The organism is Novosphingobium sp. G106, from assembly GCF_019075875.1.
Classification (GTDB): domain Bacteria; phylum Pseudomonadota; class Alphaproteobacteria; order Sphingomonadales; family Sphingomonadaceae; genus Novosphingobium.
Window position 1 is genome coordinate 4,015,181 of record NZ_JAHOOZ010000001.1, and the last position, 16,628, is coordinate 4,031,808.

The 16,628-nt window shown below is 68.0% G+C and carries 10 protein-coding genes and 1 pseudogene; 9 read left to right on the plus strand and 2 right to left on the minus strand.

Annotated features, from left to right (window positions below):
- The first annotated feature begins 21 nt into the window (after window positions 1-21).
- From KRR38_RS19140 to KRR38_RS37085, 3 genes are all read left to right on the plus strand, one after another.
- Window positions 22-1,662: a M28 family metallopeptidase gene (locus KRR38_RS19140; RefSeq protein ID WP_254514875.1), complete on the plus strand. Its 1,641-nt coding sequence runs from the start codon at window positions 22-24 to the stop codon at window positions 1,660-1,662.
- Window positions 1,659-2,639: an agmatine deiminase family protein gene (locus KRR38_RS19145; RefSeq protein WP_217404557.1), complete on the plus strand. Its 981-nt coding sequence runs from the start codon at window positions 1,659-1,661 to the stop codon at window positions 2,637-2,639. Before KRR38_RS19140 ends, KRR38_RS19145 begins: the two co-directional genes overlap by 4 nt.
- A 149-nt stretch (window positions 2,640-2,788) precedes the next feature.
- The gene (locus KRR38_RS37085) at window positions 2,789-2,914 is read left to right on the plus strand and encodes a hypothetical protein (protein ID WP_256449490.1); all 126 of its coding nucleotides are present in this window, start codon (window positions 2,789-2,791) and stop codon (window positions 2,912-2,914) included.
- Here KRR38_RS37085 and KRR38_RS19150 read toward each other — a convergent pair.
- Together KRR38_RS19150 and thrS are read right to left on the minus strand one after the other, a co-directional pair.
- A complete protein-coding gene (locus tag KRR38_RS19150; protein ID WP_217404559.1) occupies window positions 2,911-3,354 on the minus strand; it encodes an acetyltransferase in 444 nt (147 codons plus the stop codon). The genes KRR38_RS37085 and KRR38_RS19150 overlap by 4 nt on opposite strands.
- Window positions 3,351-5,342 (minus strand): threonine--tRNA ligase, encoded by a 1,992-nt coding sequence (thrS, locus tag KRR38_RS19155; RefSeq protein WP_217404561.1) that lies wholly within the window; start codon window positions 5,340-5,342, stop codon window positions 3,351-3,353. Before thrS ends, KRR38_RS19150 begins: the two co-directional genes overlap by 4 nt.
- A 398-nt stretch (window positions 5,343-5,740) precedes the next feature.
- Here thrS and KRR38_RS19160 point away from each other — a divergent pair, with 398 nt between their 5' ends.
- From KRR38_RS19160 to KRR38_RS19185, 6 genes and pseudogenes are all read left to right on the plus strand, one after another.
- On the plus strand, window positions 5,741-7,885 hold the full coding sequence (locus tag KRR38_RS19160) for a bifunctional diguanylate cyclase/phosphodiesterase (RefSeq protein WP_217404563.1): 2,145 nt from the start codon (window positions 5,741-5,743) through the stop codon (window positions 7,883-7,885).
- 67 nt (window positions 7,886-7,952) lie between these two features.
- Window positions 7,953-8,699, plus strand: coding sequence for an alpha/beta fold hydrolase (locus KRR38_RS19165; protein ID WP_217404565.1), 747 nt, complete (start codon window positions 7,953-7,955; stop codon window positions 8,697-8,699).
- Window positions 8,700-8,710: 11 nt separating this feature from the next.
- The gene (locus KRR38_RS19170; protein WP_254514876.1) at window positions 8,711-9,592 is read left to right on the plus strand and encodes a hypothetical protein; all 882 of its coding nucleotides are present in this window, start codon (window positions 8,711-8,713) and stop codon (window positions 9,590-9,592) included.
- On the plus strand, window positions 9,589-10,581 hold the full coding sequence (locus KRR38_RS19175) for an LLM class flavin-dependent oxidoreductase (RefSeq protein ID WP_217404567.1): 993 nt from the start codon (window positions 9,589-9,591) through the stop codon (window positions 10,579-10,581). Before KRR38_RS19170 ends, KRR38_RS19175 begins: the two co-directional genes overlap by 4 nt.
- Before the next feature lie 18 nt (window positions 10,582-10,599).
- Window positions 10,600-15,308, plus strand: a pseudogene (locus tag KRR38_RS19180) (NAD-glutamate dehydrogenase domain-containing protein).
- A gap of 81 nt (window positions 15,309-15,389) precedes the next feature.
- Window positions 15,390-16,613 (plus strand): NAD(P)/FAD-dependent oxidoreductase, encoded by a 1,224-nt coding sequence (locus tag KRR38_RS19185; protein WP_217404569.1) that lies wholly within the window; start codon window positions 15,390-15,392, stop codon window positions 16,611-16,613.
- Window positions 16,614-16,628: the final 15 nt, after the last annotated feature.

The following is a 16,628-nucleotide window of genomic DNA, read 5'->3' on the forward strand; positions in this document are numbered from 1 at the left end:
CCCCCACAGGATATGACCTTCATGAAACCAGCGCTTTCCGCCCTGACCGTCCTTTCGATCCTGCTCGCCGCGCCGGCGCTGGCCGCCGAGCCGCAGATCGATGTGCCGCTGATGAAGCGCGTGGTCGAGCGGCTGTCGGCCGACGACCTCGAAGGCCGCGCACCCAGCACCGCGGTCGAGCCCAAGGTACTCGACACGATCATCGCCGCGTTCAAGGCGGCCGGGCTGCAACCGGGCAAGGATGGCTGGCTGCAGGACGTGCCGACCGTGGAAGTCACCGGCAGTCACCATTCGCCGCTGGCAATCACCGGTGGCACCGCACCGCTGAGCTTCGCCGTGGGCAAGGACTATGTCGCGAACAGCTATCGCCTGCTTCCCAGGACCGACATCCAGGGCGCCGAGCTGGTCTTCGTCGGCTATGGCATCAATGCCCCGGAGCTCGGCTGGAACGACTATGCGGGCATCGACATGCACGGCAAGATCGCCGTGATCCTGGTCAACGACCCCGACTACCAGACCGAAGGCGAGCAGGGCCTCTTCAAGGGCCGCCGCATGACCTGGTACGGCCGCTGGCCCTACAAGTACGAGGAAGCCGCCCGCCAAGGGGCCAAAGGCGCGCTGATCGTCCACGAAACCTTCCCCGCCGCCTATGGCTGGAACGTCCTGCAATCGAGCGGGACCAGCCCGCAGTACTTCGTCCAGTCGCCCAACGACGGGATGGACCAGACCGAGGTCAACGGCTGGATCCAGCTGCCCGTCGCGCAGAAGATCTTCGCCGCCGCGGGCAAGGACTTCGCCGGCCTCAGCGCCGCTGCCCGGCAAAAGGGCTTCAAGGCCGTGCCGCTGGGCCTCAAGGCCAGCCTGTCGTTCGACAACGCTGTTCGCCGCTCGGTCTCGCACAATGTCGTCGGCGTGCTGCCGGGAACGACGAGGCCAGACGAATATGTGCTCTATTCGGCCCACTGGGACCACCTCGGCCACTGCACGCCCGATGCCAGCGGCGACGACATCTGCAACGGCGCGGTCGATAATGCGACCGGGGTCGCCGCGCTGACGGCGATCGCCAAGGCCAGTGCCGCGGCCGGACGCGCGCCGCGCAGCCAGGTGTTCCTGGCGGTCACGCTCGAGGAATCGGGTCTGCTCGGTTCGGAATTTTATGCGCGGCATCCGGTCTATCCGCTGGCCAAGACCGTCGGCGGCGTGAACATGGACGCGCTGGACCCCGGCGGCCGCGCGCGCGACTACTCGCTGACCGGCGGCGACAAGTCCGACCTGACCGCGTTGTTCCGCGCGGCGTTGGCCGACATGGGCCTCAAGGAAACGCCCGAGGACCACGCAGAGCGCGGCAGCTACTACCGGTCGGACCATTTCAGCTTCGCCAAGCGCGGCGTGCCGATGTTCGACCTCTCGCGCGGCACCGACCTTTTCGTCGGTGGCAAGGCAGCCGGCGACGCGGCCCACGAAGACTACGTCAAGAACCGCTACCACGGCCCGAACGACGAATATTCGCCCGACTGGGACTGGTCAGGCATCACCGAGGACGTGACGTTGTTCTATCGCCTCGGCCACGATCTCGCGATCAGCAGCGCCTGGCCGAACTGGCACCCTGACGACGAATTCCGCCGCGTGCGCGACGCGAGCCGGGCTACGGTGACGAAATGACCTTCAGCTTTCCCCCCGAATGGCACCCGCAGGACTGGCTGTGGATCGGCTTCCCGCACGATGCCGAGGAATGGCCGGGTTTTCTAGACGCAGCGCAGGCCCAGATCGCGGCCTTCGCGGGCGCCGTCGCCGAAAGCGGGCAGGAGGTGCGGCTGATCGTGCGCAGCGAGGCCAACGAGGCGCGGGCGCGGAGGCTGGTTGGCAGCAAGGTCACGCTCGAACGCCGTACCTATGGTGATGTCTGGCTGCGCGATACCGGGCCGCTGGTGAGGACAGACGGTGCGGGTGGTCGCCGGGCGCGGCGCTTCGGCTTCAACGGCTGGGGCGGGAAGTACCTGATGGAAGGTGATCAGACGATCGGCGCCGAACTGGCGCGCGATGCCGGTCTCGAAATCGACACGTCGGACTGGATCCTCGAAGGCGGCGCGATCGACACCGACGGCGCAGGCGTGGTCGCCACGACCGAGCAGTGCCTGCTCAATCCCAACCGCAACCCGCAACTGTCGCGCGGCGAGATCGAGCGCCAGCTCTGCGCCGATCTCGGTTTCGAGCGCGTGCTGTGGCTCGGCGACGGGTTGATCAACGACCACACCGACGGCCACGTCGACAATCTCGCACGCTTCGTCGCGCCCGGCGTGCTGGCGCTGCCGCGCGCCAACGGGGCGAACGATCCCAACGCGGCGATCTATGCCGACGCCAAAGCGCGCGCCGAGGCCTTCGGCGTGACCGTGCGCGAAGTGCCCTCGCCCGGCCTGCTGGAGCGTGACGGGCGGATCGAGCCGGCGAGCTACATGAACTTCGCGATCACCTCGAAGCTCGTCGTCGTACCGACTTTCGGCATGGCGATGGATGCCGAAGGCGTGGCCGCGGTGGCAGAGCTATTCCCCGATCGCGATTGCCTAGGTCTGCCCGCCGATGCCGTGCTCGCGGGCGGCGGCGGCTTCCACTGCGCAAGCCAGCAGATGCCTTCGGCATAGGCTAAAACCGGCTATCCTGAGCTTGTCGAAGGACTGTCCTGTTCTTGAGGCAGTACCGGTTGTCGCCAGAAAAGTGCAGCCCTTCGACAAGCTCAGGGAGCCGGAAAAACGTTTACGGTTCAGCAATGCCTCGGGCGCATGATCGAGCAATGGCACGAGTCATCGCCCTCACCCGCACCGCCCGGCAGGAGCCGCTCGAAGCCTTGCGCATATTGATCGTCTGCGGCTGCGCGCTCGCGTTGATCGCCGCCGGCGAGGCCTTGCCCTTCTTCTAAGCCCTCGCCGGTCCTGCATAGCGCAGGTGGACGATCGGATAGGGTCGCCCGTCCGAATCCAGCTCCGACCGCCCGATCCGCACAAAGCCGCGCGCCTCGTAGAACGGCAGCGCATTGCTCGCCTGCTCATTGGCATCGACCAGCGCCGCGGGCGCCAGCGTCAGCGCATGGGCGATCAGCGCAGAACCGAACCCGCGGCCATGTACGGCGGGATCGACGAACAGCGCGTCGATCATGTCACCGTCCATCACCAAGAAGCCGACCGGCAGGTCGGCATCGTCGACGATCCAGAGCGGAGCTTCGGGCAGGAAGCCCGAGACGATCCCGTCGATCTCCTGCCGGTGTTCGGCGCTGAGGAAACCGTGCGTTGCATCGACCGCCGCGCGCCAGATCGCCAGCGCGCGCGGAACGTCCGCCGAAGTACCGGGCCGAACCTTCACCGCAGATCAGGCGGAGTCGCCTCCGCCTTCAGCATGGCGATCGCCTCGTCCAGCGGCATGAAGCGCTGGCGCTCTTCGCCCAGCGTGCGGATCGCGACGGTGCCTTCCTCGGCCTCGCGCTTGCCGACGACCAGCAGGTGCGGGACCTTGGCGACCGAGTGCTCGCGCACCTTGTAGTTGATCTTCTCGTTGCGCAGGTCGGTCTCGGCGCGCAGGCCCGCGGCCTTGAGCTTCTCGGCCACTTCGGCGGCATAAGGATCGGCGTCGGAGACGATCGTCGCCACCACCGCCTGCACCGGCGCCAGCCAGACGGGCAGCTTGCCGGCGAAGTGCTCGATCAGGATGCCGATGAAGCGCTCGTAGGAGCCGAAGATCGCGCGGTGGAGCATCACCGGGCGGTGCTTCTCGCCGTCCTCGCCGATGTAGTTGGCGTCGAGCCGCTCGGGCAGCATGCGGTCCGACTGGATCGTGCCGACCTGCCAGGTGCGGCCGATCGCGTCGGTGAGGTGCCATTCGAGCTTGGGCGCATAGAAGGCGCCTTCGCCCGGCAGCTCTTCCCAGCCATATTCGGGCGTGGCGAGGCCCGCCGCGATCACGGCGTCGCGCAGCTCGGCTTCGGCGATGTCCCACTGCTCTTCGGTGCCGATGCGGTTGTCGGGCCGCAGCGCCAGCTTGATCGCATAGGTGAAGCCGAAGTCCTTGTAGACCCGGTCCGCGAGCGCGCAGAACGTGCGGACTTCATCGACGATCTGGTCCTCGCGGCAGAACAGGTGGCCGTCGTCCTGGGTGAACTGGCGCACGCGCATCAGGCCGTGCAGCGCGCCGTGCGGCTCGTTGCGGTGGCAGCAGCCGTTCTCGACGAGGCGCAGCGGCAGGTCGCGGTAGGACTTGATGCCCTGCTTGAAGATCAGGATGTGCGCCGGGCAGTTCATCGGCTTGAGCGCCATCCACTCGGCGTGGTCCGAGACCAGCGGTCCCTCGTCCTCGACATTGGGGATCTCGTCGGGGATGACGAACATGTTCTCGCGGTACTTGCCCCAGTGGCCAGACTTCTCCCACTGACGCGCGTCCATCACCTGCGGCGTCTTGACCTCGAGGCACTCGGCCTCGGTGATCGCGCGGCGCATGTAGTCTTCGAGCGCGCGGTAGATGACGTAGCCCTTGGGATGCCAGAAGACCGAGCCGTGGGCTTCGGCCTGGAGGTGGAACAGGTCCATCTCCTGCCCAAGCTTGCGGTGATCGCGCTTGGCCGCTTCCTCGAGCCGGAGGAGATGCGCTTCGAGCTGCTTCTTGTTGAGCCAGCCCGTGCCGTAGATGCGGCTCAGCATCGCGTTCTTCTGATCGCCGCGCCAATAGGCGCCCGACACGCGCGTCAGCTTGAACGCGGCGGGATCGAGTTTGCCCGTCGAGGGCAGGTGCGGGCCGCGACACATGTCGTACCAGTCCGATCCGCTGTGATAGACGGTCAGCTCCTCGCCCTGCGGCAGCTCGGCGGCCCATTCGGCCTTGAAGCTCTCGCCCGCGGCCTTCCACTTGGCGATCAGGTCATCGCGCTGCACGACTTCGCGCACCAGCGGCTTGTTGGCGGCGATGATCCGGCGCATCTCGGCCTCGATCGCCGGCAGGTCTTCGTCGGTGAACGGTCGAGCCGCGGGCGCGAAGTCGTAGTAGAAGCCATCGTCCGTCGAGGGGCCGAAGGTGATCTGCGTGCCGGGGAACAGCGCCTGTACGGCTTCGGCCAGGACGTGGGCGTAATCGTGCCGCGCGAGGTCGAGCGCCTCTGCCTCGTCCTTCGCCGTCACCAGCGCCAGCGAGGCATCGCCCGTGAACGGCCGCGACAGGTCGACGAGCTCACCGTCGATCTTCGCCGCCAGCGCCGCTTTGGCGAGGCCCGGCCCGATCGCCGCGGCGACGTCTGCGGGAGTCGAGCCGGCCGGCATCTCGCGCACGGATCCATCGGGCAGGCTGATCTTCAGAAGTTCGGTCATTCTCACTCTCGATCGAATTTTGCGGCGGTTTGGCAGAAAGCCCGACGCACCGGAAGGGGCGGCGTCTGTCAGTCAGGTTCGAAAAGGAGACGCCGCCTGTCCGAACCCGGACGGCGGCGTGCCGGCGCGCTAGGCGCCCGCGACGAACCGCCCCCGGTTGCCCGGGGTGGTGGTAGTGCTCGGCGCAAGGGAGAATACGCGTGCCATCACGGCCCGATTAGCACGGCGGCCGGCGCGGCTCAAGCGCGGCTAATATGACAGAAAAATGGCAGAAATCTGAGGTTTTGCTTCATAACTTAGGGAGAATTTCTCAACCATTGGCGCGTAGCTGGATCGCGTTCGGTGAACATGCCGGCCGCAGCGACGCGAGCCGGCCAAAAAAGTCGATGAGGTCGTTAATGCAGTGGTTGACGGGGGCGGGCCTCAAGGCCGGCCTAGGGGCTATTTTCGGATCGCTGGAAAAGCGGCTGATCGGGGCGTTGCTGCTTATCGTCGCCTGTACCGGCGCGCTGCAGGTGATCTCGCAGGATCGCGCAATCAAGCTGCGCGTGGAGAGCGAGACGCTGCGCGCCGCGGCAACTAATACCGAGCATGCCGAGCAGCTGGTCAAATCGATCTCCCAGTTCCGCCTGGCGACTCATCTCTATCTGTCGCCCGAACCCGGCGTCGATGCGAGCGAGTCCGACGACGGCGAGCTGACCGACACTGCCATCCGCATCGGCGAACAGATCAATGCGCTGCGCGCTACTGGCATGGAGCTCTATGGCCTGACCCAGGACAACGCGGCGCTCAACGACATCGACCAGCATGTCGCCACGATCATCGACGTCCATGGCAATCCCGCCTCGGGCCGCGCCGAGCGCGCCGCGATCGACGATCGCAATGCGCGGATGGCCGCGCTCGCCGCGGCGATCGAGGCCAAGGCCAGCGCCGACCGCGACGGCGCATACGACCAGCTCAGCCGGTCGAGCTCGAACTGGCAGTGGCTGGTGATCGGGACCGGTGCGGTGACGATCGGTTTCGCGCTGCTGATCCTGTTCGACCTGCTGTTCAACATCCTCCCCGCGCTGCGCCGCATGCATGTTGCCTTGCGCCGGCTGGCGGCGGGCGATCTCGACATCGAGGTCGGCGACTTCCGCCTGCGCGAATTGAAAGCGCTGTCAGGCTCGCTCGAAACCTTCCGGCGCAATGCCCAGGCCGTGCAGAATCTGGCCTTCACCGATCCCTCGACCGGACTGCCCAATCGCCGCGCCTTCGTCGACCGGACCGGCGAACGGCTGGCCGGCGCGAACGGCCAGACCTTCCTGGTGATGCTGGCCGACATCGACCGCTTCAAGCATGTCAACGACGACTACGGCCACGCCGTGGGCGACCAGCTCGTCAAGCTGATCGGCGAACGCATGAAGCATGAACTCGGCCCGGACGCGATCATCGCGCGTGTCGGCGGCGACGAATTCGCCCTCTGCGTCGCGCTGCCCGAAGCGGCCGCCGCGCCGACGCTGGGCACCAACCTGATCGGCGCCATGCGCGCGCCGTTCGATCTCGGCGACTACAACGTCGCGGTCAGCATTTCGCTGGGCCTCGTCGAAGCCAAAGGCATCGAAGCGGCCACGGGCGACGACGAAGCCAGCGATCGTGAGGCCGAGGTCAACGCGCTGATCAACAAGGCCGATCTCGCGCTCTACGCTTCGAAGAACGGCGGCCGGAACCGCGCGACGCGCTTCACCACCGACCTCGCCGAGGAGCGCGAGCTCAGCCGCGCGCTCGAACGCGACCTCGCGCTCGGGCTCGACGACGGCCAGCTGCGCATGGTCTATCAGCCGATCCACCCGTTCCAGGGGGCCGAGAACGAGGTCGAGGCGCTGGTCCGCTGGAACCACCCGCTGCTCGGCGAGATCAGCCCCTCGCGCTTCATTCCCGCCGCCGAGCGCAGCGGCCTGATGGTCCAGCTCGGCTACTGGATCGTCCAGCGCGCCCTGACCGACCTGGCGCGCTGGCCCGGGTTGTCGATGAGCATCAACCTCTCACCGCTGCAGCTGGCGCAGGAGGGCTTCGTCGGCTTCCTGATGGATTGCTGCCGCAAGCAGGGCATCACGCCGCAGCGCGTGATCCTCGAAGTCACCGAATCGCTGTCGATCGAGCGCAACACGCGCGCGCTGATGACGCTGAACCTGCTGCGCAACGCCGGTTTCCGCATCGCGCTCGACGATTTCGGCACCGGCTATTCGTCGCTCTGCATGATGAAGACCTTCAAGTTCGACCGGCTGAAGCTCGACCGCAGCCTGATCACCGATCTCGACAAGGACCCGACCTCGCAGGCGGTGTTCGACGCGGCGGTGACCATGGCGCTGCGCATCGGCGCCGAAGTGGTGGCCGAGGGCATCAGCGAGGAAGACCTGGTCAGCCCCGTGCGCAGCGCCGGTTGCACCCACGTCCAGGGCTATCACTACAGCCGCCCGATCGAGGCGGATGCGGTGCAGGGCTACTACGAGGGATCGCCGCAGCTCGAGGGCAAGCCGGACGCGGGTCGCAAGGTGGCCTGAGGTTACGCAGCGGATTGGCGAGGATGATGCCTTGCCGAGCCGCCCCGTCCGGCCCACATAGCCGGTGATGACCGAGCTGCGCTTTCATGAGATGCCCGACGGGCGCCGCATCGCCTATCGCTTCGCAACCGGCGGCGGACCGACGATCGTGTTCCTGCCCGGCTACATGTCCGACATGGCCGGCGGCAAGGCGAGCGCGGTGTTCGACTGGGCCGTGTCGCAGTGGCGAACCTGCCTGCTGGTCGACTATTCGGGCTGCGGCGAAAGCTCGGGCGACTTTGCCGACGGCACGCTCTCGCGCTGGCGCGACGAGGTGCTGGCGCTGATCGAGGCGCTCTGTCCCGGCCCCGTCGTGCTGGTCGGCTCGTCGATGGGCGGCTGGCTGATGCTGCTGGTAGCCCTCGCCCTGCCGGCCGAGCGCCGCGCCGGACTGGTCGGGATCGCCGCGGCGCCGGACTTCACCACCTGGGGCCGGTCCGATGCGGACAAGGCCCGGCTCGCCGCGGGCGAGACAGTCTACGAGCCCAATCAGTACGGGCCGGAGCCGACGCCAACCCATCCCGGCTTCTGGGCCGATGGGCAGGAGCACCTCCTGCTCGGCGACGACATCGGGCTCGATTGCCCCGTACGGCTGCTCCACGGCCAGGCCGACCCCGACGTGCCCTGGGAAGTTTCCATGCGCCTCGCGGCCGTCGTGCGTTCAGCCGACGTGCAGGTCACTCTGATCAAGGACGGCGACCACCGCCTCTCGCGCGACCAGGACATCGCGCTGCTGCTGCGCACGGTAGCGGCACTCGTCGGGGAGGCCGGCTGACGGAGCCCCGGATGTCGCTTGTCCTCGCCTTTCTCGCCCAGGTCGGCGCACTTAATTCGCCCGGCGCCGCGCCCCCGCTGCCGCATGAGCTGCAGAGCGAGCCGCTGCGGCCGCCGCGCAAGGCCCGGGTCCAGGCGCAGACAGCGCCGGCAAGGGTGCCAAGCCGGCAGCAGAGCTGCCTCGATATCGCGGAACAGACGCCCACCGACGGCGAAGCGAGCGCACGGTCCTGGCTCGCCAGCGTACAAGGCCCGGAAAAGGCGGTGCCCGGCGAATGCCTGGGCGTGGCGCTGAGCCGCCAGGACAGATGGGCCGAGGCCCAGTCCGCCTTCGTCGCCGCGCGCGATGCCGCGGGCGACAAGACGCTGCGCGCGAGGCTCGGTGCCATGGCCGGCAATGCCGCGCTGGCGCAGGGTAACGCTGGTGCGGCGCTGACCGAGCTCGATAGCGCGCATGCCGATGCCGTAGGCGACGCGGCGATGACGGGCGGCATCGACGTGGACCGCGCCCGTGCGCTGGTCTTGCTCAAGCGCAACGACGAGGCCGCGGCCGCGCTGACCGAAGCCCGCGAAGTCGCGCCCGACAATGCCCAGGCCTGGCTGCTGTCAGCGACCTTGTCTCGCCGGATGAACAAGCTGCCCGAAGCGCAGGCGCAGATCGAGAAGGCCGCGGCGCTGATTCCCGCCGATCCGGAAATCGGGCTCGAGGCCGGCGTCATCGCCGTGCTCGCGGGCCGCAACGACGCAGCGCGCAGAAGCTGGCAGTCGGTCCTGGCGACCGCTCCGGACAGCGAGGCGGCAGCGACCGCCAAGGGCTATATCGCGCAGCTCGGCCCCGCCCCCGCCGCGCAGGGGCCGAAGCAAACGCCAATGCAGACGGCAGTGAAACCATGATCCCGCTTTCCGTCCTCGATCTCGTTCCGGTGCGCGAGGGCGGCACGGTGGGCCAGGCGCTCGCCGAAACCGCCGCGCTGGCACAGGTCGCCGAGGCGGCGGGCTACAGGCGGTTCTGGGTCGCCGAACATCATGGCATGGAAGGTATCGCCGGCGGCGCGACCTCGGTCGTGCTCGCCCACATCGGCCATGCCACATCGACCATCCGGATCGGCGCGGGCGGCATCATGCTGCCCAACCACAATCCTTTCGTCATCACAGAGCAGTTCGGCACGCTCGACGCGCTGTTCCCGGGCCGCATCGACCTTGGCCTCGGCCGCGCGCCCGGAGCCGACCAGCGGATCGCCCAGGCCCTGCGCAAGAACCTGATGGAAGCCGCCGACCGCTTCCCGCAGGACGTCGCCGAATTGCAGGCGCGCTTCGCCGGCTATCCGCCGCTGCCGCTGGCAGCGACGCCAGGGACCGGCGCCGACGTCGAGATGTGGATCCTCGGTTCCAGCCTGTTCGGCGCCAGCCTTGCCGCCCATCTCGGCCTGCCGTTCGCTTTCGCATCGCATTTCGCCCCGGCCCAGCTCGACGCGGCGCTGAAGCTCTACCGCGAGCGGTTCCAGCCTTCGGAGACGCTGGAGAAGCCCCACGTCATGGCGGCGATGATGGTCGTCGCGGCCGATACCGACGAGGAAGCCGCGCTGCTTTCCACCTCGGGCGACCAGAGCTTCGTCGCGCTGCGGACGGGCAGCCCCGGCCGGCTCAAGCCGCCGGTGCCCGGCTATCGCGACAGCCTGCCGCCTGAGCTGCGCGCGGGACTCGACTTCGCCCGGAGTGCCAGCGCGATCGGCAGCCCGGCGAGCGTGCGCCAGCAGATGCAGGCCTTCATACAACGGACACAGGCGGACGAGATCATCGTCGCCGGTGCCATCTGGGATCCCAAGGCGCGGGAACGCTCCTTGCAGTTGACTGTTGAAGCCCTGCGACAGGGCGGAGTTTAAAAAACGGGGGAGCGGCCAATGCCGTCCGAAAAGCGCCTGGCAGCTGCCGTGGCCGAAGAACTGTCCGCCTCGCTGCTCGCCGGCGAAGACATTTTCACCAAGGAAAGCCTGGCCGCAGCGGCCGGCGCAGTGCTGGAAGCGGCGATGGATCGCGAGCCTGGCAAGCCGGCAATCGTAGTCAGATCGGTCACGGGTCCAGTCGCCGACCGGCTGACGCGGATCACCGTGGTCAACGACGACATGCCGTTCCTGGTCGATTCGATCGCGACGACGGTCGACGCGCAGGGGTTGGCGATCGACCGGCTCGTCCACCCGATGGTCACGGTTCGCCGAACCGAGGCCGGCAGGCTCACGGACCTTTCCGTAGGCGGCGAGAAGGGCCTGCGCGAGTCGATCGTCTATATCGAGACCCCCGCGCCGACGCGCGGACCCGCGTGAAACTGCGCGCAGCGCTGGCCGCGACGCTGGAGGACGTGCGTGCCGCGGTCGCCGACTGGCCGAAGATGCAGACGGCACTGTCCACCGACGCCGGGCGGCTCGAACAGATCGCCGGCGCCGATACCGATGGCGCGGCGCTGCTGCGCTGGTTCAAGGACGACATGCTGACCCAGCTCGGCCACGTCATGCGCCGCCGCGACGGGCGGCAGAGCAAGGCGCTGGGCATCTGCCGGCTGGGCCGCCGCGTTCTGCCCACCGCTGACAACTTCGAGCGCGCTTTCGATTGGTTCGAAAAGGGCGGGCGGGCGCCCCTGCTGCTCAAGTCCGACGAGATCAGCCATGTCCATCGCCGTGTGCCGGTGGACCTGGTGATCGTGCCGGTGATCGAGGACGGCAAGATCAGCGCGCTCTCAGTCCATGCCGGGCTCTGGACCAGCGCCGCCCTGGCCGCCCCGCCCGACCTGGTGCCCTGCCTGCGGACCGCGCTTGCCGCGCTAATGGAGCGCTTCGGCTTCGATCCGCGCGGGCATGACGGCAAGGCGCTGGTCCACGCGCTGACCGCGCTGCCGCACGACCTTATCATCGCTTTCGAGAGCGATGACCTGACCCGCATCGCCACCACCATGATGAGCCTGATCGACCGGCCGCGACCGCGCATCCTGCTGGTCCGTTCGCCGCTCGACCGGCATCTCTATGCCTTCGTCTGGATGCCGCGCGACCTGTTCTCGACGGCGCTGCGGCTGCAGGTCCAGGCCATGGTCGCCGATGCGGCCGACGCGCCGGTGATCGACTGGAACCTCGAAATCACCGAGAACCTCGCCATGCTGCGCTTCGTCGTCGACATCGACGATAACGCGCCCACGCCCGACGAGACGGTGCTGGACAAGGTCCTCGCCGCCATGGTGCGCGGCTGGCCGGCGGCGGTCGAAGCGGAACTGGTTGCGTGCGACGCGCCGGGCAGGGCGGCCGCGCTTGCCGCGCGCTTCGCCGATGCCTTTCCGCTCGCCTACCGCATGGATTACGGCCCGGCCGAGGCCGCCGCCGATATCGTCCGCCTGCAGGGCCTCTCTGTGGACGGCGCCGACACCGCGCCGCGTCGCGATGCTCGTTTCCACTGCCCTGAGGGCTGCGGTGAGGGCCGGCTCCACCTCAAGCTCTACCAGCGCCGCGGCATGCTCGAACTGTCCGACGCCGTGCCGATGCTGGAGAATTTCGGCTTCCGCGTCGCCGGCGACATGCCGACGATCCTGAACGAGGGCGAACTCGGCGCGATCCACGATTTCCAGCTCGACCTGCCGCGCGGCCTCACCGGCCCCGACCTGATGAAGCGCGCCGCCGAGGTCGAAGCGGCGATCGCCGCGGTGCTCAACGGTGTGGCCGAGGACGATGCCTTCAATCGGCTGATCACCGCCACGGCGATGGCCGCGCACGAGGCCAACTGGCTGCGCGCCTGGTATCGCTATCTGCGCCAGGCGACGCTGTCCTACGGCATCGGCACCGCGGTCGACGCGCTGCAGAACGCGCCGCGGGTGGCGCGCGGGCTGATCGCGCTGTTCGCCGCGCGCCACGATCCCGCCTTCTCCGGCGACCGCGCCAAGGCCGAAGAGGCTGCGCAGACCGCGATCCGCGAGGGGCTGGCGGCGGTCTCCGCGATCAACGACGACCGGCTGCTGCGCCACTACCAGGCGCTCGTCGAAGCCGTGCTGCGCAGCAATGCCTTCGTCGTGCCGGCAAAAACCGCGCCCGAGACGGCGCTGGCCTTCAAAATCGATTCGGCCGCCGTCCCCGGCCTGCCCCGGCCCGTGCCCTGGCGCGAGATCTTCGTCTATTCGCGCCGGGTCGAGGGCATCCACCTGCGCGCCGGCCCGGTCGCCCGCGGCGGGCTGCGCTGGTCGGACCGACGCGACGACTTCCGCACCGAAGTGCTCGGGCTGATGAAAGCACAGCGCGTCAAGAACGCGGTGATCGTGCCGACGGGCGCCAAGGGCGGCTTCTATCCCAAGCGGCTGCCTGACCCGGTGCGCGACCGCGAGGGCTGGTTCGCCGAAGGCAAGGCGAGCTACCAGGTCTTCGTCCGCACCCTGCTGGTAATCACCGACAACATCGTTTCGGGCAAGGTCGTCCACCCCAAGGGCGTGGTCATCCGCGACGGCGAAGACCCCTATTTCGTCGTCGCCGCCGACAAGGGCACGGCGACCTTCTCCGACACGGCCAATGCGCTGGCCGAGGAGAAGGACTTCTGGCTCGACGACGCTTTCGCCAGCGGCGGCTCGAAGGGCTATGACCACAAGGCGATGGGCATCACCGCACGCGGTGGGTGGATCTCGGTGCAGCGCCATTTCCTCGAACGCGGCGTCGACGTGCAGAACGAAAGCGTGCGGGTCGTCGGCTGCGGCGACATGTCGGGCGACGTGTTCGGCAACGGCATGCTGCTGTCGAAGGCGATCAAGCTGGTCGCCGCATTCGACCACCGCCACATCTTCCTCGACCCCGATCCCGACCCGGCAAAGAGCTGGGCCGAGCGCAACCGCATGTTCGCGCTGCCGCGGTCGTCGTGGGACGACTACGACAAGGCGCTGATCTCCAAGGGCGGCGGCGTGTTTCCGCGTTCGCTGAAGTCGATTCCGTTGAGCGCAGAAGTACGCGCCGCGCTGGGCATCGAGGCCGAGAGCGCCGATCCCGAAACGCTGATCTCCGCGATCCTCAAAGCGCCGGTCGACCTGCTCTGGTTCGGCGGCATCGGTACCTATGTGAAGGCCGAAAGCGAGAACAACGTCCAGGTCGGCGATCCCGCCAACGACGCGCTGCGGGTCAACGGCCGCGACATCCGCGTCCATGTCATCGGCGAGGGCGCCAACCTTGGCTGCACCCAGGCGGGGCGGATCGAGTTCGCGCTCCAAGGTGACGAGGGCCAGGGCGGCCGGATCAACACCGACTTCATCGACAACTCAGCCGGCGTCGACTGTTCGGACAACGAGGTGAATATCAAGATCGCGCTCGCCTCGGCCAAGCGCGACGGGCGGCTGACAGAGAAGGCGCGGGTCAAATTGCTCGGCGACATGACCGACGACGTCTCGGCCATCGTCCTGGAAGACAACCGCTTGCAGGCGCTCGGCCTGTCGATCGCCGAGGCCCCTGGCGCTGCGGCGACGCCGTCCTACATCCGCGTCATCGAGATGCTCGAGGAGCGCGGCCAGCTCGATCGCAAAACCGAGGGTCTGGCCGACAACGAGGTCCTCGCGCGCCGCGCCGCCGAAGGCCCCAACAATGGCGGAGGGGGCCTGACTCGCCCCGAACTGGCGGTGCTTTTGTCGAGCGCCAAGCTCGCCATCCAGGACGCGCTGGAGAGTTCGGCCTTGTCCGACGACCCCGGTTTGACGGTGGACCTGCTTGCCGCTTTCCCGCCGCAGATGCGCAAGAAGTTCGAGGAAGACATCCTCGGCCACCGCCTGCGGCGCCAGATCATCGCCACCAAGATCGCCAACCGCATCATCAACCGGCTCGGGCTGGTCCATCCCTTCGAGCTGGTCGAGCAGGAAGGCGCGACCCTGGGGCAAGTCTGTGCGGGCTTCATCGCCGCCGAACGGCTGTTCGGCATGGACCGGATCTGGCAGGCGCTCGAAACAACGGCCATGCCCGAGCCGGCGCGCATCCGGTTGCTGGGCAGCGCGGCCGCGGCACTGCGGCCGCAGATCGCCGATCTGCTGCGCGTCGGTGCGGGGCAGGTACGCCCCTCCGCCCTGATCGAGGCGCTAAAGCCCGGCGTCGACCAGTTGGCCGGCGCGGCGCAAAAGCTGCTCGGTAGCGAGAGCCGCACAGCATCGGGCAGGCTGCGCGACGAGCTCATCGCCGCTGGCGCCCCGGAAACCGAAACCGGCATGGTCGCACACGTGTTCGACATGGACGGGGCGGTCGGGCTTTCCAGCCTGGCGCGGGACATCGGCGTGACTGCGCCGGCACTGACGGCAGCCTTCATCGACCTCGGCACCCGACTAGGGCTCGACTGGGCGCAGGGCACCGCGGTGCGGCTGAACCCGTCGGATAGCTGGGAGCGGCTACTCGTCGCCGGCCTGTCGCGCGACTTCCAGCAAATGCGGCTCGATTTCCTGCGCCGCTCGATCGCCGGAAAGAAGGACCCCGTGGCCATTGTCGACACCTGGGCCGCAGCGCAGGCCGGCGCGATCCGCCAGTTCCGCGCGACGATAGCCCGCGCGCAGTCTGCGGTCGCGGTCTCACCGGCGATCCTGGCCCAGCTCGCCACGCAGGCACGCAACCTGCTGGCGCGATGACTCGCCTTTTGTGATCCATAAAGGCTCATAGGTGCGCGACGCCCCATTGACGCGCGGCGAAAATTCGCCAATCGAGCGGCCATGGAACAAGCAGATGTCGTCATTGTGGGAGCGGGTCATGGCGGGGCGCAGTGCGCCATCGCCTTGCGCCAGGGCGGATTTACCGGATCGATCGTGATGATCGGGCGCGAGCCCGAGCCGCCTTACGAGCGCCCGCCGCTGTCGAAGGAATATTTCGCCCGCGAGAAGACCTTCGACCGGCTCTACATTCGTCCGCCCGCCTTCTGGCATGAGAAGGACGTCACACTTCACCTCAATGTCGAGGTGACCGCGGTCGATCCGGCGAAGAAGGAACTGAGCCTGTCGAACGGTCAGGGCCTGACCTACGGCAAGCTGGTCTGGGCGACCGGTGGCGACCCGCGGCGGCTGTCGTGTCCGGGGTCTGACCTCGCCGGCCTGCACGCCGTCCGCACCCGCGCCGACTGCGACCAGTTGATGGGCGAGATCGACGGCGGCGTGAAGAACATCGTCGTCATCGGCGGCGGCTACATCGGGCTCGAAGCGGCGGCCGTGCTGACCAAGCTCGGCTGCAAGGTGACCCTGCTCGAAGCCCTGCCGCGCGTTTTGGCGCGCGTCGCGGGCGAGCAGCTTTCGGCCTTCTACGAAAAGGAACACCGCGATCACGGCGTCGACCTGCGCACCGGCGTTGCGGTCGAAGGGCTGGTTGGTGAAGGCCGCGTCTCGGGCGTGCAGCTGGCTGACGGCACCGTACTGCCGGCCGACGCGGTGATCGTCGGCATCGGCATCGTCCCCGCTGTGGGGGCACTGATCGCCGCCGGAGCCTCGGGCGGCAACGGCGTCGACATCGACGAATACTGCCGCACCTCGCTGCCCGACATCTATGCCATCGGCGACTGCGCCGCTTTCGCCGCCGACTACGCCGGCGGCACAGTGATGCGCGTCGAATCGGTGCAGAACGCCAACGACCAGGCGACCTGCGTGGCCAAGGCGATCCTCGGCGACGAGCATCCCTACAAGGCCTTCCCCTGGTTCTGGTCGAACCAGTATGACCTGCGCCTGCAGACCGCCGGCCTCTCGGTGGGCTACGACCAGACCGTGCTGCGCGGCGATCCCGACGCGCGCTCGTTCTCGGTGGTCTATCTCAAGGGCGGCAAGGTCATCGCGCTAGACTGCGTCAACATGGTCAAGGACTATGTCCAGGGCCGCAAGCTGGTTGAAACCGGGGCAAGCCCGGACTTGGCTCAGCTCGCCGACGCGAACGTGCCGCTGAAGGAACTGCTCTGAACCGTGCGCCTCGGT

Excerpts from the sequence above, each read along its gene's own strand:
- KRR38_RS19140 (WP_254514875.1), top strand. The coding sequence starts at position 22 with ATGAAACCAGCGCTTTCCGCCCTGACCGTCCTTTCGATCCTGCTCGCC.
- KRR38_RS19145 (WP_217404557.1), top strand. The coding sequence starts at position 1,659 with ATGACCTTCAGCTTTCCCCCCGAATGGCACCCGCAGGACTGGCTGTGG.
- KRR38_RS37085 (WP_256449490.1), top strand. The coding sequence starts at position 2,789 with ATGGCACGAGTCATCGCCCTCACCCGCACCGCCCGGCAGGAGCCGCTC.
- thrS (WP_217404561.1), bottom strand. The coding sequence starts at position 5,342 with ATGACCGAACTTCTGAAGATCAGCCTGCCCGATGGATCCGTGCGCGAG.
- KRR38_RS19160 (WP_217404563.1), top strand. The coding sequence starts at position 5,741 with ATGCAGTGGTTGACGGGGGCGGGCCTCAAGGCCGGCCTAGGGGCTATT.
- KRR38_RS19165 (WP_217404565.1), top strand. The coding sequence starts at position 7,953 with ATGACCGAGCTGCGCTTTCATGAGATGCCCGACGGGCGCCGCATCGCC.
- KRR38_RS19170 (WP_254514876.1), top strand. The coding sequence starts at position 8,711 with ATGTCGCTTGTCCTCGCCTTTCTCGCCCAGGTCGGCGCACTTAATTCG.
- KRR38_RS19175 (WP_217404567.1), top strand. The coding sequence starts at position 9,589 with ATGATCCCGCTTTCCGTCCTCGATCTCGTTCCGGTGCGCGAGGGCGGC.
- KRR38_RS19185 (WP_217404569.1), top strand. The coding sequence starts at position 15,390 with ATGGAACAAGCAGATGTCGTCATTGTGGGAGCGGGTCATGGCGGGGCG.